Origin of the sequence: Acidiferrimicrobium sp. IK (assembly GCF_025499425.1) — a bacterium.
Lineage (GTDB): Bacteria > Actinomycetota > Acidimicrobiia > Acidimicrobiales > Palsa-688 > Acidiferrimicrobium.
Window position 1 is genome coordinate 505190 of sequence record NZ_JAIMCB010000001.1, and the last position, 23683, is coordinate 528872.

A 23683-nucleotide genomic window follows, 5' to 3' on the forward strand; every position below is an offset into this window, starting at 1 on the left:
GCGGCGGGAGAAAGGGACCTCATGCTCATCAACAGGGTCAAGACCGCTGCCATCCTGGCCGTCCTCGGTGCCCTATTCATCCTGATCGGCGGGGCCATCGGCCGCGGCCCCGGGCTGGTAATCGGCCTCCTGCTCGGGCTGGCCGTCACCGGCGGCTCCTACTGGTTCTCCGACACCGTCGCCATCAAGGCGTCGCGGGCGCAGCCCGTCACCGAAGCCCAGATGCCCGAGTACTACGCCATCGTCAGGGAGCTGTGCCAGCGCGGCGGGTGGCCGATGCCGCGCCTGTATGTCACCCCCGACCAGCAGCCCAACGCGTTCGCGACCGGGCGCAACCCCGAGCACGCCGCGGTGGCGGTGACCGCCGGGATCCTCCAGATCGTGAGCTGGGACGAGCTGCGCGGGGTGCTGGCCCACGAGATGAGCCACGTCGGCAACCGCGACATCCTGATCTCCTCGGTGGCCGCCGCGGTCGCCATGGCGATCACGTTCCTGGCTCGGATGGCCGCGTTCGCCAGCTTGTTCGGCGGCGAGCGCCAAGACGAGGGGCAGAACGTCTTCGAGACCCTGGCCCTCATCATCCTGGCGCCGCTGGCCGCCGCGTTGTTGCAGATGGCCCTCTCCCGCAGCCGGGAGTTCGACGCCGATCTCTCCGGCGCCCGCCTGATCGGCGACGGCGAACCCCTGGCCCGGGCCCTCGAGAAGCTCGACCGGGCCGCCGGCCAGATCCCGATGCCGACCGCCCGCCCGGAGATGGCCGGCATGTACATCGTCAACCCGCTGCGGCGCCGCCAGGTCAACTTCGCGAAGTGGTTCGCGGATCACCCTCCCACCGCGGAGCGCGTCGCCCGGTTGCGGTCACGCGAGTGGGCCCGGAGCTGACAGCCTGAGCCTGACGACCGAGGCCCGCCCGCCGCCCGGCTGGCGGCGGGCTCGGGTCTGGGGCAGAGCCGGCGGTCAGTCCCGGAAGTTCTCGAACTGCAGCGGCAGGCCGAAGTCCTCTTCCTTCAAGCCGGCGATGACGGCCTGGAGGTCGTCGCGCTTCTTGCCGGTGACCCGCACCTGGTCGCCCTGGGTGGAGGACTGGATCCCCTTCGGGCCGTGCTCCTTCACCCACTTGTTGATGGCCCGGGTGTTGTCGGCGCTCAGCCCGGCCTTCAAGGTGATGACCTGCCGGGACGCCCCCTTGGAGGCCTCCTGGACCTTCCCGAACTCGAGGGCCTTGAGCGACACCTTGCGCTTCACCAGCTTCTCCTCGAGCAGCTGGACGAGGGCTCGGAGCCGGTCCTCGGTCTCCGACTGGAGGGTGATCTCCAGGTCCTTGTGGTCGATGCTCGAGTCGGTGTTCTTGAAGTCGAAGCGGGTGGCCAGCTCCCTGCGGGCCTGGTCGACGGCGTTGCTTACCTCCGCCTGGTCGACCTTGGACACGATGTCGAAGGTGGGCATGCGCTCAGGGTAGTGCCGGGGCCGAACCCGGCACCGTGGACACGGCCCGGCGCAGCGCCATCCACGCCACCGCCCCGCCGGCGGCCACGAGGAGGCTGGCCACGACCAGCGCCGAGATCGCCAACGTCGACGAGCGCGCCGAGGTGCAGCGCCGCAAGCGGATCGCCCTGGCGTCGCTGCCCCTCCGCCGCTACCCCCACATCGCGGCGTCGGCGGATTACCTGACCGACTGCGACTCCGCCGACTCCTATTTCGAGGAGGGGCTCGCCCTGGTCCTGGCCGGCGTCCAGCACCAGGCGGCGGCGCCCGCCGGCTGACCGCCGGGCCGGCGCATAGCGTGAAGGCGATGCTGCTGCCCGGACTGGCCCCCTCCGCCCCCGACCGCCCCGACGCGCTGGTAGTCGGGGAGCGGGCCATGTCGACATCGGAGCTGGTGGCCGCCGCCGACAGCCTCGCCGGCCGCCTGACCGGCGCGCCGGCGGTGGCGGTCCATGCCACCCCGAGCATCGAGACGGTCGTCGCGACCCTCGCCGGGCTGGCCGCCGGGGTGCCGGTGGTCCCCCTGCCCGCCGACGCCGGGCCCCTCGAGGCCCACCACATCCTCACCGACTCCGGGGCCGTCGTGGTCCTGGCCAGTCCCGACGCCGAGGTGTCGTGGGACGGGACCCACCTACCCGGCGGGGGCGAGGTCGAGATCGCCCCGGTGGACGTCCTGGCCCTCCTCCGCTCGGAAGGCTCCGCCCCCGCCCCGCGCCCGGTGGACGACGCCGCGGTGGCCATGATCCTCTACACGTCGGGGACGACCGGCCTCCCCAAAGGCGTCCCGATCCGGCGGCGGGCGCTGGCCGCCGGCCTCGACGGCCTCGCCGCGGCCTGGGCCTGGGGGCCAGACGACACCACCGTGCACGGCCTGCCGCTGTGGCACGTCCACGGCCTGGTCCTCGGGGTCCTCGGCCCGCTGCGCCTCGGAGGGAAGGTCCGTCACACCGCCAAGCCGACCCCGGCCGCCTACGCCGCCGCGGTCGGCGCGGTCGCCGGCGGGGGCGGCTCCGCGGTGGTGTTCGGGGTACCGACCATCTGGTCCCGTCTGGCCGCGGAGCCCGCCGCGCTGGCGGCGCTGCGCCCGGCCCGGCTGCTGGTCTCGGGCAGCGCCGCGCTGCCCGGCCCGGTGTGGGAGGCCGTCGGCGCCGGCGCCGGGCAGGCTCCCATCGAGCGCTACGGGATGACCGAGACGCTCATCACCCTGAGCGCCCGGGCCGAAGGCGAGCGGCGGGCCGGGTGGGTCGGCGTGCCCCTCGACGGGGTGGAAACCCGACTGGTCGACGACGCCGGTGACCCCGTCGACCACGACGGCGAGTCGGTCGGCACCTTGGAGGTCCGGGGGCCGACGGTGATGGACGGCTACCTGCACCGCCCCGACGCCACCGCCGAGGTGTTCACCGCCGACGGGTGGCTGCGCACCGGTGACGTGGCGTGCATCGACCGGGGCGGGTGGCATCGGGTGGTCGGCCGGCGCAGCACCGACTTGATCAAGACCGGCGGCTACCGGGTAGGCGCCGGGGAGGTCGAAGCGGCGCTGCTCGGTCATCCGGCGGTGCTGGAGGCGGCGGTGATCGGCGAGCCCGACGCCGACCTGGGGCAGGCCATCGTCGCCTACGTCGTGGCCGGGGACGTCAGCCCCCAGGAGCTCATCGACCACGTCGGACGCGGTCTCTCCGCCCACAAACGGCCCCGCCGGGTGGAGCTGGTCGACTCCCTGCCCCGCAACGCGATGGGCAAGGTCCAAAAGGCCCTGATCAACCCGCCGGCCTGATCCCGCCTGATCCCGCCTAATCCCTGCGGCCGGTCGCGCCTTTCGCCGGTTGCCCGGCCGGGCCGGGCAGGATGGGCCGGTGGACCTAGAACTGCGCGGGAAGCGGGCGGTGGTGACCGGGGCCAGCAGGGGGATCGGGCGCGCCGTCGCCGCCGCCCTCCTCCGCGAGGGAGTGTCGTGCGTGCTGGGCGCCCGGCGGGAGGAGCCGCTGCGCGACGCCGCGTCCGGACTGGCTGCCGCCGCCCCCGAGGGCGTCGCGGTGGTGCCGGTGGTGGTCGACACCGGGAGCGAAGCGTCGATCACCGCGTTCGTCGACGCGGCCGTCGCCGCTCTCGGCGGCGTCGACATCCTGGTCAACGCCGCCGCGGCACCGAGCGGGCAACAGGCCCCGCCCAAGGTGGTCGAGGTGACCGGACCGCGGTTCTACGCCGACTTCGACGTGAAGGTGCTCGGCTACCTGCGCACCATCGCTGCGGTCGCCCCGCACATGGCGGCTCAGCGCTTCGGCCGTATCGTCAACGTCGACGGACTTGGGACCCGGATGACCGGGTCGGTGATGGGGTCGATGCGCAACGCGGCGGTCGCCGCGTTGACCAAGAACGCCGCCGACGAGCTCGGCGGCGCGGGGATCACGGTGACCGCCGTCAGCCCCGGCATGGTCCGCACCGAGGCCACCCCGGGGGTCCTCGCGGCCCGGGCGGCGGCCGCCGGGACCACCGTCGCGGACATCGAAGCCGCGATCGGCGAAGGGTACGCGATCGGCCGGATGGTCACCGCGGAGGAGGTGGCGTGGGTAGTGACGATGCTGGCCTCGCCGCGCAGCATCGCCATCACCGGCGACGTGGTCGCCTGCGGCGGCGGCGTCAAAGGATCGATCTACTACTGACCGGGGCCAGCTGCTGGCACTCGGCATCGAAGGAGACACCATGTCGGACTCAGGACACGGCTCGGAGACGGGAACCGTCGATTGGACCCGGACCCGCCTCGGGCCGGTAGGGGTGTGGACCGGGCTGCTGCGAGCCGCCACCATCAGCGAGGAACGGGCCGCGGTCAGCCGCATCGAGGACCTCGGCTACGGGTCGCTTTGGACCGGGGAGCTGATCGGGGGCAAGGAGGCGTTCTCCCACGCCGCGATCGTCCTGGCCGCGTCGACGACCCTGGTCGCCGGCACCGGCATCGCCAACCTGTGGGCTCGCCACCCCGCGGCCATGCAGGGAGGAGCGTCCACGATCGGGGCGGCGTGGCCGGGCCGCTTCGTGCTCGGCGTCGGGGTCAGCCACGCCCCGATCGTCGACGGTTCCGGCCAGCGCTACGTCAAGCCCCTCGAGCGCATGGCTCGCTACCTCGACGCGATGGACGCCGCCGCCGCCGACGCGCCGGTCACCAGCGTGGCGGTACCGAGGGTGCTCGCCGCGCTGCGCCCCAAGATGCTCGAGCTCGCCCGGGACCGCGCCGACGGCGCCCACCCCTACTTCGTGCCGCCCGAGCACACCCCCGCTGCCCGGGAGGCGCTCGGCCCGGACAAGCTGCTCATCCCGGAGCAGGCGGTGGTGTTGAGCACCGACCCGGCCGAGGCCCGCCGCGTCGCCCGACGCCACATGCACAACTACCTGCTCCTCCCCAACTACGTCAACAACCTCAAGCACCTCGGCTACAGCGACGAGGACGTCTCGGGCGGCGGCAGCGATCGGCTGGTCGACGCCATCGTCGCGTGGGGCGACGAGGCCGACATCGCGGAGCGGGTCACGCTGCTGCGCGACAGCGGCGCCGACCACGTGCTGCTCCAGCCCCTCGCCACCGACCTGGCCGGGGCGCTGCCCCAGCTCGAAGCCTTGGCCCCCGCCGTGCTCGGCTGAGCGCTCCCCGGGCGCTGGCCGCTCGACTGGGACCGGGACCGGATCACCGGCTACGCTTGTCGGCTCCAAGGGTCGGTGCCCGAGTGGCCAAAGGGAGCAGACTGTAAATCTGCCGGCGCAGCCTTCGGAGGTTCAAATCCTCCCCGGCCCACGCCTACAAAGACGAAGGTGGGAGGCCCAGAGGGCCTCCCACCTTCGCGTCGGGGCTGCGGGTGCTGTGCGATTCGGCGAGCCGTTGGTCAGCTCTGGCGCGATCCGGTGGAAATGGCGTGTTGACCACCACCGGAGCTGATCTGGATCTTGCGGGGTTTGGCCGATTCCGCGACCGGGATGGTCAAGGTGAGCACACCTTGGTCGTAGCGGGCGTCGATGTGGTCGGCCTCGAGGTTGTCGCTCAAGAGCAGCTGACGGCTGTAGCGACCTTGGGGGCGCTCCGCCATCAGGACCTGGTCTTCGTCGCCGGGCGCCCAGTGACGCTCCGCGGTGACCGACAGCACGTTGTTGTCCACGGTCACATCGACTGATTCGGGGTCGACGCCGGGGAGGTCGAAGTTGACCACGAACTCGTCGCCGCGGCGGTAGGTATCGACGGGCATCCATCTCGGCGCCGTCCCGCCGTATCCGCTCAGCAGGCCGTTGAGGCGGTCGAGGTCATGGAACAACGAATCGAAGCTGGTCAGCATGGACATCATCACACCTCCTGTTGTGGTCAGTGCCCTTCGTAAGTAGATGACGGCGTCGTATAACGACAGCCGGGCCGTCCCGGATATTCCCTGGTATCGGTACCTGCGCGGGTGAAGGAACCCCTCTTCTGGGGTTCCCTCACCTTCGCTGTTCGGTTGTAAACCCTCTGCACGCCCTGGTCGCCCAACCGGATATAAGGGCGGGAAACCGCGACAGGAACCGCCTCAAGCTGCACAACGTCACCGCGTCGACCGGGACCCTCACGGAGGTGCCTCTCAGTGTTGATTGGCGGTGACGAACTGTTGCCTTCGGCTGGCTCCCGGTCCGAGCTTCAAGGATCCGGCGGGAGCCGGACGGCATCGGGGAACTCAGGCGCCAGCGGACTCCGACATCACCCAGCCATCAGGCGGCGAACGCTTACCTGAGCGGAACAACACAGTAAGAACCACCTCCTTGTCCTCACGATGATGCTCTGTGGCGGGGTGTCATCCCCACCGGTTATTTTACCAACTGGTGGCGGTTCGGTAAACGCAAACCTCCAGAAGATCTCCGGCCCGGCCCCACCGTGATCCGGTGTGCGCCACATTCAGCCCACGCGGTTGCACGCTCGCCAGGCCAAGCGGGCCTTGGCGGCTACGGCTCGGCGACCACCAAGCGAAGCGACCCGCGGAAGCGGTCCTGGCTGCGGAGGTACCCGAAGCGGGCATCCCACGCCCCGGAGCGAAGATCGGCCCGCAGACGCTCGACGATGCGGGCTTCGGAGCCGGGGGGTAGCAGCGCCCACATCGACTGCGCGGAGCGCACCGCCGGGTCGAGCAGGGCCTCCGGCCGGCACCAGAACGCCTCGAAGAACCCGTCGGTGCAGTCCGCCGGGGTCGTCAGGCGCACGACCCGGGTCCGGCCGCCGAGCGCCTCGCCGATCGCCTCGAGATCCCCGAAGCGGGGCGCCTCGACGGCCAGGCCCTCCGCCAGGTACTCCTGCTGCCACTCCGGCAGCGCGCTCAACTCGAACGTGAAGACCACCACCGGGCCGGTCGCCACCCGGCGCATCTCCGCCAGGCCCCTCGACGCCGGGTCCCAGTGGTGGACCGTCAGGCAGGCCATGGCGGCGTCGACCGCCCGGCTGCGAACGGGCAGGTCCTCGGCTCGCCCGGCGACGACCGCCGCCGCGCCCGGCGGCCGCTGGGCGCGCATCACCGCGCTGGGCTCGACGGCCACCACCGCCAGGTCGGCCGGTTCGTAGGAACCGGTCCCGGCGCCGACGTTGAGCACCGTGCGGGCGTCGCCGAGCGCGGCGCGGATAGCGGCCGCGATCCGAGGGTCGCCCCGGCGGTGGGCCGCGTAGGTCCGGCCGTGGCGTTCGTAGTCGACGGCTGGCCGTGCCATGGCCCGATCCTACGAAGCGGCCAGCACGCCTGCCTCGCCCACGGTCGGGTCCTCTCCGGTAGGCGCGGCGTGCCAGAGTGCAGGTCCCATGCACGACGCAGATCTGCTCGTCGTCGGCGCCGGTCCTTACGGACTGTCGATCGGCGCGCACGCCCGCCGGGCCGGCCTGGCCGTCACGGTGCTCGGCCACCCGATGGAGTCCTGGGCGCCGGCCGCCGCGGTCGGGTCCCGGCTGGTCAGCGACGGGTTCGGGTCCAACCTGTCCGACCCTGACGGCCGCCTGACCCTGCGGGCGTTCTGCTCCGGCGCCGGCCGGGGCTGCGAAGGGGCCGGCGAGTACCGCGACGTCGGGTGGCCGGTCCCGGCCGGTCTGCTGCGGTCCTACGCCGACTGGTTCGTGGCGGAGGCCGGCGTCGAGGTCGACGAGCGGACGGTCACCGCCTTGCGGTCGGGGCCCGGAGCCGGGCGTTCGCGCTCCGGGCCTGCCGCCGCTCACACGGTGACCCTCGACGACGGCGCGACGCTCTCCGCCCCGGTCGCGGTGGTGGCGCTGGGCCTCGCCGCGTTCCCTTTCACCGCCCCGGTGCTCGACGTCATCGACGCCAGCCTGGCGCTGCACAGCGGCGCGCTCGGTGATCCTGCACGGCTGGCCGGGCGGAGCGTCGCGGTGCTCGGCGGCGGCCAGTCGGCGCTGGAGTCCGCCGCTCTGCTGGCGGAGGCCGGCGCCCACGTCACCGTGTTGGTCCGCCGGGCGTCGCTGAGCTGGCAGCCGCGGAGACCCGAGGAGCGCAGCGCCGGGCAGCGCCTCCTTGCTCCCCGCTCGGCGCTCGGCGACGGGTGGCGGCCGTGGGCCGCGTCCCGGGCGCCTGAGCTGGTGCGGTTGGCGCCCGGCGCGTGGAGGGGACGGCTCGCCAACCGCGCCGCGGTGCCCGCCGGCGCATGGTGGCTGCGGGCACGCGTCGAGGGGTCGGTCGACATCCGGTTGGCGACGACGGTGGTGAGAGCCGAGGCTGTCGGAGACCGGGCGGTGCTGCATCTCGACGGGCCCGGCGGCGGCCGCCTGCAGGTCGATCAGGTGGTCTCGGCGACGGGCTACCGCCCTGACGTCGGCCGGCTCCGGTGGCTCGACGCCCCTGGCCTGCTTGACATGGCGCCGTCGTCGGCGTCCCCAAGGCTGTCGCGTCGCTTCGAGAGCTCCCGTCCCGGGCTGTGCTTCACCGGTGCGCTGGCCGCGTCCAGCTTCGGGCCGGCCCAGCTGCTCCTCGCCGGCGTCGCCCCCGCGGCGGGGGCGGTGACCGTCGCGGCTCGCCGGTACCGCCGCCGGGGCGGCTGACCGCGACCGTCCAGGCCGTCCTACGGTGATCCCAGCGCCGGTCCCCGGCCCCCGAAAGGAAACCCCATGAAGCTGGCCATCCACTACTCCCGCTTCGGTCACCCCGGAGGACCCGAGTCGCTGGCGCCGACGCTCGCCGCGACCGCCAGAGCCGCCGACGAGGGCGGCTGCTCGCGGATGACGGTGATGGACCACTGGTTTCAGATGGAGAACCTCGGCGGGCCGCCCGAGGCGATGCTCGAGTGCTACACCACCCTCGGGTACCTGGCCGCCACGACCAGCCGCCTGCAGCTGGGCGCGCTGGTCACCGGCGTCACCTACCGACCGCCGGGGCTGCTGGCCAAGCAGGTGGCGACCCTCGACGTGCTCTCCGGCGGCCGGGCGTTCCTCGGGATCGGCGCCGCCTGGTACGAGCGTGAGCACCTCGGGTTGGGAGTGGCGTTCCCGCCGCTGGCCGAGCGCTTCGAGCGACTGGAGGAGGCTCTGCAGATCTGCCGGCAGATGTGGAGCGACGAGGAAGGCCCCTACGAGGGTCGTCACTACCGGCTGGCCGAGACGGTGTGCCGGCCGCGGCCGCTGCAGGAGCCGCGCCCGCCGATCCTCATCGGCGGCAGCGGCGAGCGCAAGACCCTACGCCTAGTCGCCCGCTACGCCGACGCGTGCAACCTGTTTGTCACCTCCCCCGCCGAGGTGGCGCACAAGATCGACGTCCTCAACCGCCACTGCGAGGAGCTAGGCCGGGACCCCGCCACCGTCGAGAAGACCATCCTCGGGCAGTGGGACATCCTCGCCAACCCCGACGGGTTCCTGCGGGCGATGGAGGATTACGCGGCGCTCGGCGTGAGCACCGTGTGGACCGGGCCGCCCGGCGACGACCCGGCCGCCGGCGTGGCCCGCCTCACCGACGCGGTCGGGTCCCGGCTGGCGTCGATCTGACCTCGCCGGCCGCCGGCGGGGCGGCCGCCGGTCAGTGGGCGAGGATCGGGGCGATCTCGAGCACCCGGTTCATGCGCATGGCGTCCGCCGCGTCGGCGGGCGCCGCCGGGAACGCCGAGTAGGACGCCCACAGCTTGCCGGAGCCGTCCACGAAGGTGTCGAACCCGCCGGGCGACACCGCGGTGGGCGTCGACGCCAAGACCGCAGAGTCTTTCGCAGCCCGGCACGGCCCGGCCGGCGTGGCGCACCACGCCACCCCGGTGCCGTAGCTGGCGGACTGCCAGGTGCCGCCGGAGTAGAACAGCCACCAGCCTCCCGTGCCGGCGCGCAGCATCGCCGGGCCTTCGATGATGCCGTGCTCCCACGGCTGGACGGCGGAGAGCAGCCGCGTCGCTCGCCCCTGCAGCGACAACCCGTCGGAGGTGAGCGGCTGCTGCCAGATCGCGACGGGAACGTCGAGGGAATTGCCGTCGTTCTTCCAAAGCAGGCTGCGGCCGCCTCCCGGCCCGGCGACCACGCTCGGGTCGATGTCCCCGCCGAGGGACGGCTGGCACACGAGCGGGCCCGGCGACGAGTCGGTGAACGGCCCCGTCGGGCTCTCCGAGGTGGCCCGGCCGATGCACTCCAGGCGCGACGCCCGGTCGAGGGTGGAGAAGTAGAGCACCCACTCGCGCCCGATGTGGGCCACCGTCGGCCCCCACGTCATCGTCCTCGAGTCGACGGCCCACGACGGCAGCCGGGGGAGGGAGTCGGCGACCCGACGCCAGTGGACCAAGTCGCTCGACACCGCGGTCGGGACGTTCGAGCGCCAGTCGGTCGTCCAGTAAAGGACGTAGGTCGTCGAGGCGTTCCCGGCCTGGCCCTTCGGGACCGTCAGCACGTACGGGTCGCCGACGTCGTCGGTCTCGACGACGCGCGCCGGGCCGAGCACCGGGAGGCCCGACGCCGGCAGCCCCCCGCCCGACAAGGCGAGCCGCGTGCCCGGCGGCGGGACCCGGCCGTGAGCGGAGCGGGACGCGACCAAGCTGAGCAGCGCGGCCACGGTGACAACCACAGGCAGAGCCGCCACCCGCCGCGCCCGTCGCCGCCCCGGCCTGCCCATGCCAGGACCGTAGACCTCGGGCGGCTCCGATCGTCCGCGCCCCGGGACCGGCCCGGCTACCCGGCGCCGGGTCCGGTGTCGGGTCCGCTCGCCGGCGGCGGGCGCAGCGCGATGAGGGCGCCGCGGAGGCCGGGGTCGGCCACCGCGAGGGCGTCGTCCCACCCGAACCAGCGCACGTCCCGGCTCTCGCCGGGCGCCGGGGTCAGCGCCGGGCGGGCGGGCGCGCTCAGCAGGTAGCGCAGGTCCAGGTGGGTGTGACCCCGGCCGCCGTCGTGCACGTCGACGTGGACCACCTCAGGGTGGCCGCCGGACCCGATCCGCGCTTCTAGCACCAAGCCGGTCTCCTCGGCGGTCTCCCGCACGGCCGCCTCCCACGGCGTCTCGCCCGGCTCGAGATGACCGCCCGGCTGCAGCCACAACCCCAGACGCTTGTGGCGGTGCAGCACCACGCCGGCCGGGCCGGTCACGATCGCCGAGCCGGTGACATGCACCGGCCCGGCCGCCTGGTCGAGAGGGGCGGGCAGCCGGTCGAGGGCGTCGAGGATCGTCGCCACCGCGGCCACCTCCCGCTCATCGACCGGGGCCCGGCCCTCGACGTCGGCGCGCAGCACGCCGATGAGCGCCGTCACCGGGCCCACGTCGCAGAGCAGGTGAGCGTCGGGCCGTCCAGCTCGGTGAAACCGGCGTCGACCACCCGCACCGCCGCGGCGGCCTCGAACGGGGCGAACTCGGCCCGGGCCGGGTGAAGCACTCGCAGCGGGAACCCCGACACCGCCCACTCTCGTCGGCGGTCCTCGGGCATCTCCAGCCACGCCAGGTTGGCGGCGTGCCCGACTTGGGCCGCGGTCTTGCCGAGGGAGATCTCCACGTCGGGGTTGACCGCGATGACCACCTCGTGGCGGTCGGCCCGCAGCGGGCCGGCCGCCCGGTCCGGGTCGTCGAGGTCGAACCCCTGCAGCTGCAGCTTGCGAAGCTCGGGGGCGGCCGTGCCGGTCGGCCCCGGGACGAACGCCCGGACCTCCGCCCCGTGGTGGCGTACCGTCACCCCGCGCAGGTGGCGGGCCCGTTCCCACTCGACGCCCCGGGCCCGGCGGGCCAGCTTGCGGATCGATCCCGACAGCCAGCGCTCCACCTCGTCGTGCCACTCGCCGCCGGGCCCGGCCTCGGGATGGGCGAGCAGGGCCACCACCGCCATCGCCGCACACTCGAGCACCGCCGTGGCGCTGGGCCGCTCGGCCTTCTCGATCCTGGCGACGAGCTGAAGGGCCCAGGGGGAGTCGTCGGGCGGGGAGTCGTCGGGCCGGGAGTCGTCGGGCGGGGAGTCGTCGGGCCGGGAGTCGGTCCAGTCGTCAGGCACCCACCCATGGTGCCGGGTCGAGATGGGTAGGACAGTTAGGCAAGGCAACGAACCCACAGAGGAGTGGCAGTGACCGCAGTGCCCGACATCAAGCTCAACAACGGCGTCACCATCCCCCAGGTCGGCTTCGGGGTGTTCCAGGTGAAGCCGGCGGAGACCGTCGAGGTCGTCACCACGGCCCTCGAAGCCGGCTACCGCCACATCGACACCGCCGCCATGTACGGCAACGAGAAGGAGGTCGGCCAGGCCATCGCCGCGTCCGGAGTCGACCCCGCGCAGGTGTTCGTCACCTCCAAGCTCAACAACAACGCCCACGCCTTCGACGACGCCCTCAAGGCGTTCGACGCTACGTACGCGGCGATCGGCAAGGAGCAGCTGGACCTGTACCTGATCCACTGGCCGCTGCCGACCGTCGAGGGTCTCGACTACGTCGAGACCTGGAAGGCGATGGAGCGGATCTACTCCGAGGGCCGGGTCCGCAGCATCGGGGTGTCCAACTTCCAGGTCAGCCACCTGGAGCGGCTGGCCGCGGAGACCGACACCGTCCCCGCCGTCAACCAGATCGAGGTCCACCCGTACCTGACCCAGGAGCCGCTGCGCCGTTACGACGCGGAGCACGGCATCGCCACCGAGGCGTGGTCGCCGATCGCTCAGGGGAAGGTCCTCGACGACGCGGTCATCGCCGGGATCGCCCAAGCCCACGGCAGGTCGCCGGCGCAGGCGGTGCTGCGCTGGCACGTCCAGCGCGGCGACATCGTCTTCCCGAAGTCGGTCACCCCGCAGCGCATCCGGGACAACCTGGCGTTGTTCGACTTCGAGCTGAGCGACCACGAGATGGACGCCATCTCCGGGCTCAACCGGGACCAGAGGACCGGTCCGGACCCCGACGTCTTCGCCATGGTCCCGCCGGCGTAGGACCGCCGGCAGCGGCGCGCTCCATGACGACCGGCTCACAGATCCCTCACACCGCGAGGTCATCCTGGGACTGGAACACCGAACGCCTCGTCCAAGGAGTAGCCCCCATGCGCCGCCTTCCTGCTGTCGCCGCCGCCGTCGCCGCCCTCACCACCGTCGGGGTGGGGGCGGGGTCGGCGTTCGCCGCCGGGACCCCCGCCTCGCCCGCTCCGGCGGCCGGCGCCCAGTCCCGGTTGCAGAAGATCCAAGCCAAGGCGTCCGCCGCGGTGACCCACCAAGTCGACGCCTTGAACAAGCAGATCGCCAAGGTCCAGGCCGCCAAGGACCTCGGCGCCGACCAGGCCCCGCTGTTGGCCAGCCTCCAGGGAGAGGTCAGCGGTCTGCAGGCCCTCGGCCGCACCATTGCCGCCGACACCACCGCCGCCAGCGCCGCGAAGGACGCCAAGACCATCGTCACCGGCTACCGGGTGAAGGGCTTCGAGCTGCCGATGTCGCGGATGGTCCTAGCGGCGGACCGGGTCAGCGCCCAGGCCGTCCCCAGGCTGACCGGGATCGAGACTAAGCTGGCCGCCCGCGTCACCCCCGCCGACACGGCGCAGGTGACGTCGCTGCTCGCCGACATGAAGACCCAGCTGACCTCCGCGGGCGGCGCCACCGCCGGCCTGGCGGCCAAGCTGCTGGTTTTGACCCCCGCCGGGTTCGCCGCCGACCACGCTCTGCTGGCTCAGCCCCGCGCGTCGCTGGCGGCGGCTGGCGCGGACCTGAAAAAAGCGGTCGCCGACGCCAAGCTGGCCCGCGCCGACATCAAAGCCGCCGGCCACTCCGCGGCCCCCGCCCCGGCTCCGGGAGCTTGACCCGGGCCGGTCTAGGGGGGGCTCAGACCCCGCGGCGTGCCGGGTCGGCGACCACCTCGTGGAGGGTGACCTTCTCGGAGATCCCCTTCAGCCGGCGGGCCCGCCCGGGGCGGTAGGCGACCTGCGGGACCGGCCCGGCCGCGGCGACCATCTCGGCGGTCACCAGCACTTGGCCGCCCTCGGCGGTCTCGGTGACCCGAGCCGCCAGGTTGACGGCGTGGCCGATCAGGTCGTCGCGGGTGGCCACCGCCTCCCCGATGTGGCCGCCGGCGCGCACCCGCAGCGGGTCCGGGGCGGTGGCGACCAGGTCCAGCGCGGCGCGCACCGCCGCGTTGGCGTCGGGGAACGCGCACATCAGCCCGTCGCCGATCCGCTTGACGATCCTCCCGCCGTTGCGCCGCACCGCGGTCCCGGCCCGGCGCTGGTGGTCGGTCAGCAACTCCAGCGCGGCCTGGTCCCCGTGCCGGTCGGTGTAGGCGGTGAACCCCTCGAGGTCGGTGAACACCACTGCGGTGGTCTCGAGCGTGGCGCCCTCCTTCGCAGTGGTCAGCGACGACAGCAGCTGGACCGCTCCGAGGCCGAGGGTGCCCAGACGCGACGGGCGGGCGTCGACGGTCCGCTGCAAGAAGCGCTCCAGGACCTCGCCTGGCGGGCTGGTGACATTGGGATGACCGGTCGGGTCCTCCAGCCACCTGGCGTCCACCAGCCCCATCTCCAGGGCGGCCGCCGCGGCGTCGGGGTCGCTGCGGATCAGCTCCGCGGTACGCCGAGCGAGGAGCCGGCGCAGCACCCCGACCGCCTCGACCCCGGTGTCCCGGGCCCGCCCGACCGCGCTGCGCTCCACGCCCGAAACGCTAACGGGCCCACGACCAGGTCCGGAACCGGGGCGGTCCCGCAGGCTCGGGCCCGGGCCCGCTCAGCCGGCTTCGTAGCGCTCGACTAGGAGCCGCTTGGCCAGCTTCCCGGTCGGCAGCCGAGGCAGGGAGTCGACGAAGTCCACCGACCGGGGGCACTTGAAGTGGGCCAGACGCTGCCGGCAGAACTCGATCAGCTCCGCTTCCAGCGCCGGTCCCGCGGCCGCCGGCTCCGCGGCTTGCACCACCGCCTTCACCTGCTGGCCCATCTCCGGGTCTGGCACGCCGATCACCGCGACGTCGGCCACCGCGGGGTGCAGCGCCAGCTCGTTTTCGATCTCCGCCGGGTAGATGTTGACCCCGCCGGAGATGATCAGGTTGGTGCGACGATCCGATAGGTACAGGTAGCCGTCCGGGTCGAGCCACCCCAAGTCGCCGAGCGTGCTCCACCCCGCGGTGTTGAACGCCGCCGCGGTCTTGCCCGGGTCGTTGTGGTACTCGAACGCCGGAGGAGCGCCCTCGGCGCCCTCGAAGTAGATGGTCCCCACCTCACCCTGCGGCACCTCGCGGCCGTCGTCGCCGACGACGTGCAGGGTGCCGGTGAGCGCCCGGCCGACCGACCCGGGATGGGACCGCCACTCGTCGGGGCCGATGGCGACGAACCCGTTGCCCTCGCTGCCGGCGTAGTACTCGTGGATGATCGGGCCCAGCCAGTCGAGCATCTGGGTTTTGACCTCTACCGGGCAGGGGGCCGCGGCGTGGATGACGGTCTGCAGGCTGGAGAGGTCGTAGCCCTTGCGCTGCTCCTCGGGCAGCTTCAACAGCCGCACGAACATCGTCGGCACCATCTGCACGTGGGTGACCCCGAAGCGCTCGATGTTGGCCAGCGTCTCGACCGGGTCGAAGCGGTCCATGACCACCACGGTCCCGCCGAGACGCTGCACACCCATCGACCAGCCGAGCGGCGCCGCGTGATACAGCGGCGCCGGGCACAGGTAGACCGAGTCGGGCGAGAACCCGTAGAACAGGCTCATCAGCGTCTCGAGGCCGCCGCGAGTGCCGTACGGGGCGCTGACCGCGGCCCGCTTGATGCCCTTGGGCCGTCCGGTGGTCCCCGACGAGTAGAACATCACCGAGCCTTCGGTCTCGTCGCGCTGCGGCTCGGGGCGGGCGGCGGCCAGCGCCTCCTCGAAGGAAGCGAATCCGGCCGGCGGGTCGCCGGCCCCGGTGCACAAGCGCAGCGCCGGCGGGGCCATCTGCACCTGGTCCGGGCCGACCAGGCCGGCCAGCTCCGGCGACGCGACCAGCGCCTGGGAGCCGCTGTCGGCGACGATGTAGGCCGCTTCGGCCGCCGTCAGGTGCCAGTTGACCGGCGTGACGTACAGCCCGGAGCGCTGCGTGGCCCACGTGGTGTCGAAGTACTCGACGCAATTGCCGAGGACCACCGCCACCCGCGACCCGGCCTCGATGCCCGCCGCGGCCAGCAGGTGGGCCAGGCGGGAGGAGCGCTCGTCGAGCTCGGCGTAGGTCCTGACCCGCCCGGTGCCAGCCTCGATGGCCGCCGGGTGTCCCGGCGCCCTCGACGCGTGGAGGGCCAGGGTCTGCGGTTGCGTGTCGTCGGTCATCGGCTCCCCGTCGTCTGGTTGCGACTTTCTACCGCGCCGGCGCGCCCGCCGGGGGCAGACGGGCGCGCCGGGTTCGCCAGGCCATACGATGGAGAGGACAAACAGTTAGACGGTTGCACCGATAACGGGGGGGTGAGAGCCACCGGTGGTGCGCCATCATCACTCCCGCCTCGATCCCTCATAGGAGCCCGATGCCCGATCAGATCCCCTTCGTCGACTACCTGGTGCTCGGCGACCAGCCCCACTTGGTGGCCAACGAGTGCACCACCTGCGGCGCCCGGTTCTTCGACCGCCGCAACGCCTGCGCCAGCTGCTTCGCCACCGAGTTCAAGAAGGTCGACGTCCCCACCGAGGGAGAGGTACGGGCCTTCACGATCGTGTCGATGGCCGCCCCCGGCATCCCGGTCCCCTTCGTGTCCGCGACCATCGACTGCCAGGGCACCAGCGTCCGGGCCAACATCATCAACTGCGACCCCACCCCCGAAGCGGTCACCCTCGGCATGAAGGTCCGCCTGGCCACCTACGTCCTCGGCGACAAGGGCGGCGTCGACGCAATCGGCTTCGGTTTCGAGCCGGTGTCCTGAGTGAACGCGCCCACCTCATCCGGCATTCACCCCTTCTGCGACAAAAGGAGCACTACTGATGGCAAGTGACGACGTCTGGATCCTCGGGATCAAGATGACCAAGTTCGGCAAGTACCCCGACAAGGACATCACCGACCTGGCCGCCGACGCGACCATGGCCGCGCTGGCCGACGGCGGCGTGACCATGAAAGACGTCCAGCTGCTGGCCTACGGCAACCTGGTCGGGGGCACCCAGGGCCAGTCCCTGCAAAAGCAGGTCGGCCAGACCGGCATCCCCGTGTACAACGTGGCCAACGCCTGCGCCACCGGGGCCACCGCCCTACGGGTCGCGTACATGGCGATCAAGGCCGGGGAGATCGACACCGGCCTCGCGGTCGGCGTGGAGAAGCTGGCCGGCGCGGGGCTGCTCGCCGGCGGCTCGCGCGGCGCCGAGAAGGACGAGTGGACCCCTGAGGGGCGCTTCGGGGCGGTCGCTCCCGTCGACGGGCGCATCGGCACCGAGACGATGCCGGGCGTGTTCGCCCAGATCGGGATGGAGTACGGGCACAAGTACGGGGGGACGAGCTTCGAGCTGTTCGCCAAGATCTCCGAGAAGAACCACGCCCACTCCACGCTCAACCCGCTCGCCGCCTACTCCAAGCGGTTCACCCTCGAGCAGATCATGGGCGACATCATGATCAGCTACCCCAACACCCGCCCGATGTGCTCGGCCAACTGCGACGGTGCCGCCGCGGCGGTGCTGGTCAGCGACGCCAAGCTGAAGACCCTCTCCAAGGAGCAGCAGCGCCGGGCGGTCAAGATCTCCGCGTCGATCCTCACCACCGACCCGTGGGAGGAGGCCTGCCAGGTGCTGCCCAACGTCAACACCCTGACCCGCAACGCGGCCAAGCAGGCCTACGAGAAGGCCGGGATCGGCCCCGAGGACCTCGACTTGGTGGAGCTGCACGACTGCTTCGCCACCGCCGAGCTGGTCCACTACGACAACCTGATGCTCTGCGAGGAAGGCGGCGCCGCGGACTTCTTCAACTCCGGTGCCACCTGGCGCGACGGCAAGACCCCGGTCAACGTGTCCGGCGGCCTGGAGTCCAAGGGCCACCCGATCGCCGCGACCGGCATCGCCAACGTGTGGGAGATCGCCCACCACCTGCGGGGCGAGGCCGGTGACCGCCAGATCGAGGGCGCCAAGGTCGGCCTGGCCCACGTCATCGGCCTCGGGTCTGCGTGCGGCATCCACGTGCTGGAGAAGTCCGGCCTGTAGGTCTCTGCCAGTCGTCAGTACCAGCAGTGCCGCGAATGCGGGGCCGGGCGTAACGCCCGGCCCCGCTTTCGCGTCCCCTCGCTTCGAGCCCAGGAGCGGCCTACTTGAGGAGGGGCTCCCGGGGTAGGCCGAGGAGGCGCTCGCCGATCTGGTTGCGGACAATTTCCGATGTGCCGCCGGCGATGGTGAGGCACAGTGCGTTCAGGTACTCGTAGGCCCGACCGGCGCCGGCCGCTCCGACGGGGCCGATGACCCCCGACGGGCCGGCCATGCGCAGGGCCAGGTCCGACACCCGCTGGGTGAGCTCGCCTGACGCCAGCTTGGTGACGTTGCCTTCGGCCCCAGGCTCTGCGCCTTCCACGGCTCGGGCCACCAGGCGCTGCTGAAGCGCCCGCTGGGCCATGGCCTCGGCGATGAGCTCGCCCAGCTCGTGGTCGAAGCGGCCGTCCGCGGGGGCGTCAGCGGCATAGTCGCGGGCCGGGGTGCCGAAGCCGGGGCCACCGCCGATGGACACCCGCTCGTTGCCGAGGGTGGCCCGGGCCACCTTCCAGCCGTCGCCGACTTTGCCCACCACGTCGTCGTCGGGCACGAACACGTCGGTGAAGAACACCTCGTTGAAGTGGGCCTCGCCCGTGATCTGCCTGAGGGGGCGGATGTCCACCCCCTCCGACGTCAGGTCGATGACCATCATGGAGACGCCGGCGTGCTTCGGCCCGTCGGGATCGGTGCGCACGGTGGCGAAGCCCCGGTTGGACAGGTGGGCGTTGGAGGTCCACACCTTCTGACCGTTGACCAGCCAGCCGCCGTCCACCTTCTGGCCCTTGGTCCGGATGGCCGCGGCGTCCGAACCGGCGTTGGGCTCGGAGAACATCTGGCAAAACATCAGCTCGCCGCGGAGGCTGGGGCCGACGAAGCGCTCGAGCTGGTCGGGAGTGCCGTGCTGGGCGATGGTCAGGGTGACCCACCCGCCGATGCCCATGTCGGGCCGCTCGACGTCGGCGAAGACCTCGTCGATGACCAGCTGCTCCACTGCGCCGGCGCCGCGGCCCCACGGTGCGGGCCAGTGCGGGAAGAGGTACCCGGAGCTGACCAGCTCGGCGCGCCGCTCGCCTTCGGGGAGGGCCAGGATGCGCTGGCGGGCCTCCGCGGCCCGGGCCCGGAACTCCTCGGCCTCGGGCGGTAGGTCGACGCCCTCGGCGCGGCGGGCGCCGCCGCGCACCGATACGGTCAGCTCGACCGCAGGGTCGGGGTCGCCGTCGAACAGCGCTCGTAGGGTCGTCACTCGCCTCAGGTAGATGTGGGCGTCGTGCTCCCAGGTGAAGCCGATCCCGCCGGACACTTGGATGTTCTTCTTCGCGACTCGGACCGCGCCGGGGAAGGCCTGCGCCGCGGCCGCGGTGGCAGCGAGGTGCAGCTGCATGTCGGCGCCGTCGGTCCCGGCGGGGATGTCAGCGGCGCGCGCGGCGTCCCACGCCGCGGCCGTGGCCAGCTCGGTGTCGACGAGCATGTTGGCCAGGTGGTGCTTGACCGCCTGGAAGCTGCCGATGACCCGGCCGAACTGCTCGCGCTCCTTGGCGTAGGCGTTGGCGGCATCCAGGCAGGCGGAGGCCACGCCCGCCGCCTCGGCGGCGGCCAGGGTCCGCCCCAGGTCGCGAGCCGCGCCTGCTGCGCCGGCGAGGCGCCCTACCGGGGCGCCGGTGAGGGTCACCGACGCCAGCGGCCGGGTCCGGTCCAAGCTGTCGAGGGCCTCGGAGCTCAGCGCGGCCCGCTCGGCCACGACGATGTCGTCGCCGTCGACGAGCAAGACGATGTCGGCTCCGGCCCCGCCGGCAACGGCCCCGGCATCCAAGCCCACCGCTGCGCTGCGCCGCCCGGTGGCCAGGTCCGGCAGGAGGGAGGCCTTGAGGTCGTCGGGAGCGCAGCGCGCCAGCACCGCCGCCGCCCACACGGTGGGCAGGAACGGCCCGGGCGTCACGGACCGGCCCAGCTCGTAGAGGACGACAGCCAGCTCGGGGAGGCCGTAGCCCTGGCCTTCGAGATCCTCGGGGACGGCCAGGCCCAACCAACCCAGCCCGACCAGCTCGTCCCAGGACGCCGGGAGCTTGTCACTGCCCGAGTCGGTCGCCTCGCGCGCCGCGGCGATGCCGCCCTGGCGGTTGAGGACCGCTCGAGCGGTCTCGGCCAGCAGGCGGTGGTCTTCGGTGATGGCCAGGGTCATGGGTTCTCCTTAACGGGGGTGCGGGTTCGAGCAGGGGCCAGCGGGTGCCTGCGGCCGTCTACTGGGTGACGGTGATGGCCTGCTCGGGGCAACTGGCCCGACCCAGCTCCACCTTGTCGGCGAGCGCCTCAGGCACGTCCCCGCCGCCGATGACCGCGCCGTAGCCCTCGTCGTCGGCCTCGAACACCTCAGGAGCCAGCGAATAGCACCGGCCGTGGCCGGTGCAGCGGTCGGTGTCGATCGTCACCTTCATGTAAACATCCTACTGATTCCAGTAACTCGCTATCTGATTGGGTCGGTGAAACAGGGCGGGTCAGCGCGTAGCGTTGCCGGGGTGCCCGCACTCGTGGACAGTCACGTGCATCTCCTCCCGGAACGACTCGGAAGCGCCATCCGGGCGTTCTTCGCCGACCACGGCATCGACCCGGCCCGCTTCGCCTACCCCCTCGACCACGACGAGATCTGCGCCCGCCTGGCGGCCGACGGCATCGCTGCGGCATGGACGTTGCCCTACGTCCGCCGGCCCGGCGCTGCGGACGCACTCAACGCGTCCACGGCAGCAATCGCGGCCTCTCAGTCCGCCGGCCCAGTCGAGGTGATCGCCGGTGCGACGGTCCATCCCGGCGACGCTGACCCGGTGGGGGTGGTGCGCCGGGCGGTAGAGGACCTCGGGGCCCGGGTCCTCAAGCTGCACTGCTCGGTAGGCGACCACTCGCCAGACGATCCCCGCCTCGACGCGGTGTGGGACTGGGTGTCGGAGGTCCGGCTGCCGGTAGTGGTCCACGCCGGTCACGGCGTGTCGGGGCACACTGGAGCCGCCGAGCTGGAACCCATCGGGGTCGTCGCAGCGCGCTGGCCCGAGGCTCGGGTCGTCGTCGCCCACTGCGGACACGCGGCAGCGGCGCGGACCCTCGAGCTGATGACCCTCCACCCCTCACTGCACGCCGACCTCACCCCAGTGGTGTTCGAACTGGTCGACGTCCCGGCGCCGGCGGCCCGGGCGCTGGCCGACCGGCTGCTGTTCGGGAGCGACGCTCCCAACACCGGCTTCAGCGCAGCCGAGGCGCTGGCCGGCCTCGACCGCCTCGAACTCGGCGACGCCCGCGCCGCGGTCGCCGGCGGCACAGCCCGCCGCCTCGTAGAGGAAGTGGCGGGCTGACCGCTCCGGCGCCAGTCCGAGTCGCCGGCGACAGGCGCTGCTAGGGGCAGCCCCCGACGGGCCGGCGGTGAGGAGCCCTACGCCCGGTCAACGGGTTCGGTGTGCTTCTGCCAGGGGAAACGCCACGGGACCGTGCTGCCTGAGCGCACCTTGGCGGAGATCTTGCGCTCGATCACGAACGCCAGGACCGGGATGAGTCCGGCACCCACCATGGCCGCCATCTCCGTCAGGGTGAAGCGGGCCCGGCGGGCCAGGTCCAGCGCACAGACCAGGTACACGATGTACAGGTAGCCGTGGGCCGTGCCGACGATCTGCACGATGATGTCGTCACTGGCCCAGACCTGCAGCGGGATGCCCACGAACACCACGACCGCCAGTCCCACGCCGACGACGTAGGCCATCACCCGGTATCGGGCAAGGGACGACTCGAGCGACCCCCAGCGGGCCATCCGGGGAGCGGTGCTCACGGCAGTCCCTGGGGGTTGCGCCACGTCTTGGCCTTGCCCTTGTCCTTCAACGAGGCCAGGTAGTCGTTGTAGCGGTCGAGGGCGGCGGCTGCGGCTTCGATCTTGGACTCCTCGATCTCGGTGGCCCCTTCGCTTCCTGGCCCAGGGAGCAGGCCGGGGCCGGTGGTGGTGGTGAGCATCAGCCGGGTCGGGGCCGGTATCGGGTCGGCGGTGGGCGGACCGATCTGCTTGGCCCGGCGGAGCCGCTCCTCCTTGCGCGCCTGGACCTCTTCGGGCGCCTCGTGGATCAACTGCCACCACCCGACAACCGCCAAGACGGCGAAGATCGGCCACTCGAAGGTGTAGGCCCAGCTCAAGCCGTTGCCGCTCATGGCCCGGTCGAGCTGCCACCAGCCGGCGATCAGGCAGCCCGGCACGATGATGATGAGCAGGGCGTGCCATAAGAAGGCCCGGCGTGTCACCCACTTTTGCACGGCACCGATGCTAGAAGCACCCAGGTGCCATCGGCACGGCAGGACTGCGGCTCAGCGGCCTTCGAAGGTGGCGCCGCGCCGCTCGCCGAAGGCCCGCATGCCCTCCTTGAAGTCGGCGGTCCGGATCGCCAGCTCCTCGGTCATGGCCTCGTTGCGGAGGCTGTCGGAGAGGGTGGCGTTGCTGTTTTGGGCGAGGAGCTGCTTGGCCAGGCCGACCGACACCGTCGCCGCCGCCGCGAGCTCAGCGACGATCGCCGCTGCCGCGGCCTCCAGGTCGCCGGGCTCGGTGACCTGGCTGATCAGCCCCCACCGCAGCGCTTCCTCCGCGGCCACCGGGCGGGACCGCAGCACCATGTCCTTCGCCCGGGCCATCCCCACCAGGCGGGGCAGGATCCAGGTAGTGCCGCTGTCAGGAGTGAATCCCCGCCCGACGAACGGCACCCAAAACTTGGCGCTGGTGTCAGCGACGACGTAGTCGCCGCTCAGGGCCAAGACGTTGCCGAACCCGGCCGCCCAGCCAGCGACGACCGTCACGACGGGCACCTGCGCGTACTGGATGGTCTCTATGAGACGGTGGGCCCCGGCGGCCAGGCGCCGCTCCATGTGGCCGGCCCTTGGCTGGGGGCCGTCGCCCCGGTTTCCGGAGATGTCGAAGCCGGAGCAAAAGTTCTTGCCCTGCCCGCGGATGATCACGACGCGGGTCGTGTCGTCCTGGCTGGCGGTCTCGATGGCATCTATCAGGCCCGCGGCGATCTCGGCGGTGACGGCGTTCCCCTTGTCCGGTCGCTCCAGGGTGAGGGCCAGCACCGCGCCGTCGGCGGCGACGGCGAGACCGGGGACCTCGCTCATTGGTCCACCCCGAGGTGCGCGTTGTTCCAGTTGAGGACCTTGCCGTCCGGTGTGAAGCGCACGACGGCCGACTCGGCGGCGTAGTGGCTTCGGGTCGCGTCGGGCATCTTCTTCGGTGCGGTTCGAAACCCGGCGTATTTGCGAGCCATCTCGGCGTCGATAGCGGCCTGCAAGTCGGCGTCGGGGTCGACGATCTCGGCGTGTCCGCTCATGTGCACCGCTCGCAGCTCCGCCCACCGCTCGCCGTCCTCGACGAGGAACGAGCTGACCGGGTTGCGCCTCACCCGCAGGAGCTTCTTGCCCCGCGTGGTGGTGTAGACAGCCCCGCCGACGAAGGCGTACCAGACCGGCAGGGCGACCGGGGACCCGTCGGCCTTCAGAGTGGTGAGAACCCCGGTGTGCCCATCACGAACGAAAGCCCACAGCTCCTCGTCGTTCATGCGTACCGTCGGTCTGCGGGTCTCGCTCACCGCCTCCCCTTCGCTCTCATAATCCGCACACTATATTGCGGCTA

The 23683-nt window shown here is 72.2% G+C and carries 26 protein-coding genes and 1 tRNA gene; 13 read left to right on the forward strand and 14 right to left on the reverse strand.

What is annotated here, in order from left to right:
• Window positions 1-21: 21 nt before the first annotated feature.
• Window positions 22-882, forward strand: coding sequence for a M48 family metalloprotease (locus tag K6U06_RS02445; RefSeq protein WP_262320297.1), 861 nt, complete (start codon window positions 22-24; stop codon window positions 880-882).
• Window positions 883-957: 75 nt separating this feature from the next.
• Here the strand turns inward: K6U06_RS02445 and K6U06_RS02450 are convergent, their stop codons facing one another.
• A complete protein-coding gene (locus tag K6U06_RS02450; RefSeq protein WP_262320298.1) occupies window positions 958-1446 on the reverse strand; it encodes a YajQ family cyclic di-GMP-binding protein in 489 nt (162 codons plus the stop codon).
• A 35-nt stretch (window positions 1447-1481) separates the two neighbouring features.
• Here K6U06_RS02450 and K6U06_RS02455 point away from each other — a divergent pair, with 35 nt between their 5' ends.
• The 5 genes from K6U06_RS02455 to K6U06_RS02475 all read left to right on the forward strand — a co-directional run bounded on the left by K6U06_RS02455 (window position 1482) and on the right by K6U06_RS02475 (window position 5266).
• On the forward strand, window positions 1482-1763 hold the full coding sequence (locus tag K6U06_RS02455; protein WP_262320299.1) for a TetR/AcrR family transcriptional regulator C-terminal domain-containing protein: 282 nt from the start codon (window positions 1482-1484) through the stop codon (window positions 1761-1763).
• A gap of 29 nt (window positions 1764-1792) precedes the next feature.
• Window positions 1793-3259, forward strand: a complete 1467-nt coding sequence (locus K6U06_RS02460) for an AMP-binding protein (RefSeq protein WP_262320300.1) — start codon at window positions 1793-1795, stop codon at window positions 3257-3259.
• 79 nt (window positions 3260-3338) lie between these two features.
• A complete protein-coding gene (locus tag K6U06_RS02465) occupies window positions 3339-4145 on the forward strand; it encodes an SDR family NAD(P)-dependent oxidoreductase (protein ID WP_262320301.1) in 807 nt (268 codons plus the stop codon).
• A 40-nt stretch (window positions 4146-4185) separates the two neighbouring features.
• Entirely contained in the window at window positions 4186-5115 is a 930-nt protein-coding gene (locus tag K6U06_RS02470; RefSeq protein WP_262320302.1) for a TIGR03620 family F420-dependent LLM class oxidoreductase, read from the forward strand.
• Between the two features lie 69 nt (window positions 5116-5184).
• A tRNA-Tyr gene (locus K6U06_RS02475) sits at window positions 5185-5266 on the forward strand.
• A gap of 88 nt (window positions 5267-5354) precedes the next feature.
• Here the strand turns inward: K6U06_RS02475 and K6U06_RS02480 are convergent.
• Both K6U06_RS02480 and K6U06_RS02485 read right to left on the reverse strand, forming a co-directional pair.
• A complete protein-coding gene (locus tag K6U06_RS02480) occupies window positions 5355-5807 on the reverse strand; it encodes an Hsp20/alpha crystallin family protein (RefSeq protein ID WP_262320303.1) in 453 nt (150 codons plus the stop codon).
• Between the two features lie 625 nt (window positions 5808-6432).
• A complete protein-coding gene (locus K6U06_RS02485) occupies window positions 6433-7185 on the reverse strand; it encodes a class I SAM-dependent methyltransferase (RefSeq protein WP_262320304.1) in 753 nt (250 codons plus the stop codon).
• An 88-nt stretch (window positions 7186-7273) separates the two neighbouring features.
• On the opposite strand from K6U06_RS02485, the gene K6U06_RS02490 reads away from it, so the two are divergent.
• Window positions 7274-8518, forward strand: a complete 1245-nt coding sequence (locus tag K6U06_RS02490) for an FAD-dependent oxidoreductase (protein ID WP_262320305.1) — start codon at window positions 7274-7276, stop codon at window positions 8516-8518.
• A 66-nt stretch (window positions 8519-8584) separates the two neighbouring features.
• Window positions 8585-9454 carry an LLM class F420-dependent oxidoreductase gene (locus K6U06_RS02495; RefSeq protein WP_262320306.1) on the forward strand — a complete coding sequence of 290 codons (870 nt, stop codon included), beginning with the start codon at window positions 8585-8587 and terminating at the stop codon, window positions 9452-9454.
• A 31-nt stretch (window positions 9455-9485) separates the two neighbouring features.
• Here the strand turns inward: K6U06_RS02495 and K6U06_RS02500 are convergent, their stop codons facing one another.
• The 3 genes from K6U06_RS02500 to K6U06_RS02510 all read right to left on the reverse strand — a co-directional run bounded on the left by K6U06_RS02500 (window position 9486) and on the right by K6U06_RS02510 (window position 11913).
• A complete protein-coding gene (locus K6U06_RS02500) occupies window positions 9486-10508 on the reverse strand; it encodes a glycoside hydrolase family 43 protein (protein ID WP_262320307.1) in 1023 nt (340 codons plus the stop codon).
• Window positions 10509-10612: 104 nt separating this feature from the next.
• Complete coding sequence (locus tag K6U06_RS02505; RefSeq protein ID WP_262320308.1) at window positions 10613-11185, reverse strand: NUDIX hydrolase; 573 nt, start codon at window positions 11183-11185, stop codon at window positions 10613-10615.
• Window positions 11182-11913, reverse strand: a complete 732-nt coding sequence (locus tag K6U06_RS02510) for a peptidyl-tRNA hydrolase (RefSeq protein WP_262320309.1) — start codon at window positions 11911-11913, stop codon at window positions 11182-11184. Before K6U06_RS02510 ends, K6U06_RS02505 begins: the two co-directional genes overlap by 4 nt.
• Window positions 11914-11982: 69 nt before the next feature.
• On the opposite strand from K6U06_RS02510, the gene K6U06_RS02515 reads away from it, so the two are divergent.
• Together K6U06_RS02515 and K6U06_RS02520 are read left to right on the forward strand one after the other, a co-directional pair.
• Window positions 11983-12828, forward strand: coding sequence for an aldo/keto reductase (locus K6U06_RS02515; RefSeq protein WP_262320310.1), 846 nt, complete (start codon window positions 11983-11985; stop codon window positions 12826-12828).
• A gap of 107 nt (window positions 12829-12935) precedes the next feature.
• The gene (locus tag K6U06_RS02520) at window positions 12936-13682 is read left to right on the forward strand and encodes a hypothetical protein (RefSeq protein ID WP_262320311.1); all 747 of its coding nucleotides are present in this window, start codon (window positions 12936-12938) and stop codon (window positions 13680-13682) included.
• 22 nt (window positions 13683-13704) lie between these two features.
• Here K6U06_RS02520 and K6U06_RS02525 read toward each other — a convergent pair whose 3' ends face one another.
• Window positions 13705-14526: an adenylate/guanylate cyclase domain-containing protein gene (locus K6U06_RS02525; RefSeq protein WP_262320312.1), complete on the reverse strand. Its 822-nt coding sequence runs from the start codon at window positions 14524-14526 to the stop codon at window positions 13705-13707.
• 72 nt (window positions 14527-14598) lie between these two features.
• On the reverse strand, window positions 14599-16161 hold the full coding sequence (locus K6U06_RS02530) for an acyl-CoA synthetase (protein WP_262320313.1): 1563 nt from the start codon (window positions 16159-16161) through the stop codon (window positions 14599-14601).
• 191 nt (window positions 16162-16352) lie between these two features.
• On the opposite strand from K6U06_RS02530, the gene K6U06_RS02535 reads away from it, so the two are divergent.
• Complete coding sequence (locus tag K6U06_RS02535) at window positions 16353-16745, forward strand: Zn-ribbon domain-containing OB-fold protein (RefSeq protein ID WP_262320314.1); 393 nt, start codon at window positions 16353-16355, stop codon at window positions 16743-16745.
• A 58-nt stretch (window positions 16746-16803) separates the two neighbouring features.
• The gene (locus K6U06_RS02540; RefSeq protein ID WP_262320315.1) at window positions 16804-18003 is read left to right on the forward strand and encodes a thiolase family protein; all 1200 of its coding nucleotides are present in this window, start codon (window positions 16804-16806) and stop codon (window positions 18001-18003) included.
• Window positions 18004-18103: 100 nt separating this feature from the next.
• Here K6U06_RS02540 and K6U06_RS02545 read toward each other — a convergent pair whose 3' ends face one another.
• A complete protein-coding gene (locus tag K6U06_RS02545) occupies window positions 18104-20221 on the reverse strand; it encodes an acyl-CoA dehydrogenase family protein (RefSeq protein ID WP_262320316.1) in 2118 nt (705 codons plus the stop codon).
• Window positions 20222-20279: 58 nt separating this feature from the next.
• The gene (locus K6U06_RS02550; protein ID WP_262320317.1) at window positions 20280-20474 is read right to left on the reverse strand and encodes a ferredoxin; all 195 of its coding nucleotides are present in this window, start codon (window positions 20472-20474) and stop codon (window positions 20280-20282) included.
• A gap of 81 nt (window positions 20475-20555) precedes the next feature.
• On the opposite strand from K6U06_RS02550, the gene K6U06_RS02555 reads away from it, so the two are divergent.
• A complete protein-coding gene (locus K6U06_RS02555) occupies window positions 20556-21380 on the forward strand; it encodes an amidohydrolase family protein (RefSeq protein WP_262320318.1) in 825 nt (274 codons plus the stop codon).
• A 77-nt stretch (window positions 21381-21457) separates the two neighbouring features.
• Here K6U06_RS02555 and K6U06_RS02560 read toward each other — a convergent pair whose 3' ends face one another.
• The 4 genes from K6U06_RS02560 to K6U06_RS02575 are packed head-to-tail and all read right to left on the reverse strand — an operon-like array spanning window position 21458 to window position 23639.
• Window positions 21458-21847 carry a DUF3817 domain-containing protein gene (locus K6U06_RS02560; RefSeq protein WP_262320319.1) on the reverse strand — a complete coding sequence of 130 codons (390 nt, stop codon included), beginning with the start codon at window positions 21845-21847 and terminating at the stop codon, window positions 21458-21460.
• Window positions 21844-22320, reverse strand: a complete 477-nt coding sequence (locus K6U06_RS02565) for a hypothetical protein (RefSeq protein ID WP_262320320.1) — start codon at window positions 22318-22320, stop codon at window positions 21844-21846. The genes K6U06_RS02560 and K6U06_RS02565 overlap by 4 nt, the downstream gene beginning before the upstream one ends.
• 51 nt (window positions 22321-22371) lie before the next feature.
• Window positions 22372-23169, reverse strand: a complete 798-nt coding sequence (locus tag K6U06_RS02570; protein ID WP_262320321.1) for an enoyl-CoA hydratase/isomerase family protein — start codon at window positions 23167-23169, stop codon at window positions 22372-22374.
• Entirely contained in the window at window positions 23166-23639 is a 474-nt protein-coding gene (locus K6U06_RS02575; protein ID WP_262320322.1) for a pyridoxamine 5'-phosphate oxidase family protein, read from the reverse strand. Before K6U06_RS02575 ends, K6U06_RS02570 begins: the two co-directional genes overlap by 4 nt.
• Between the last annotated feature and the right edge of the window lie 44 nt (window positions 23640-23683).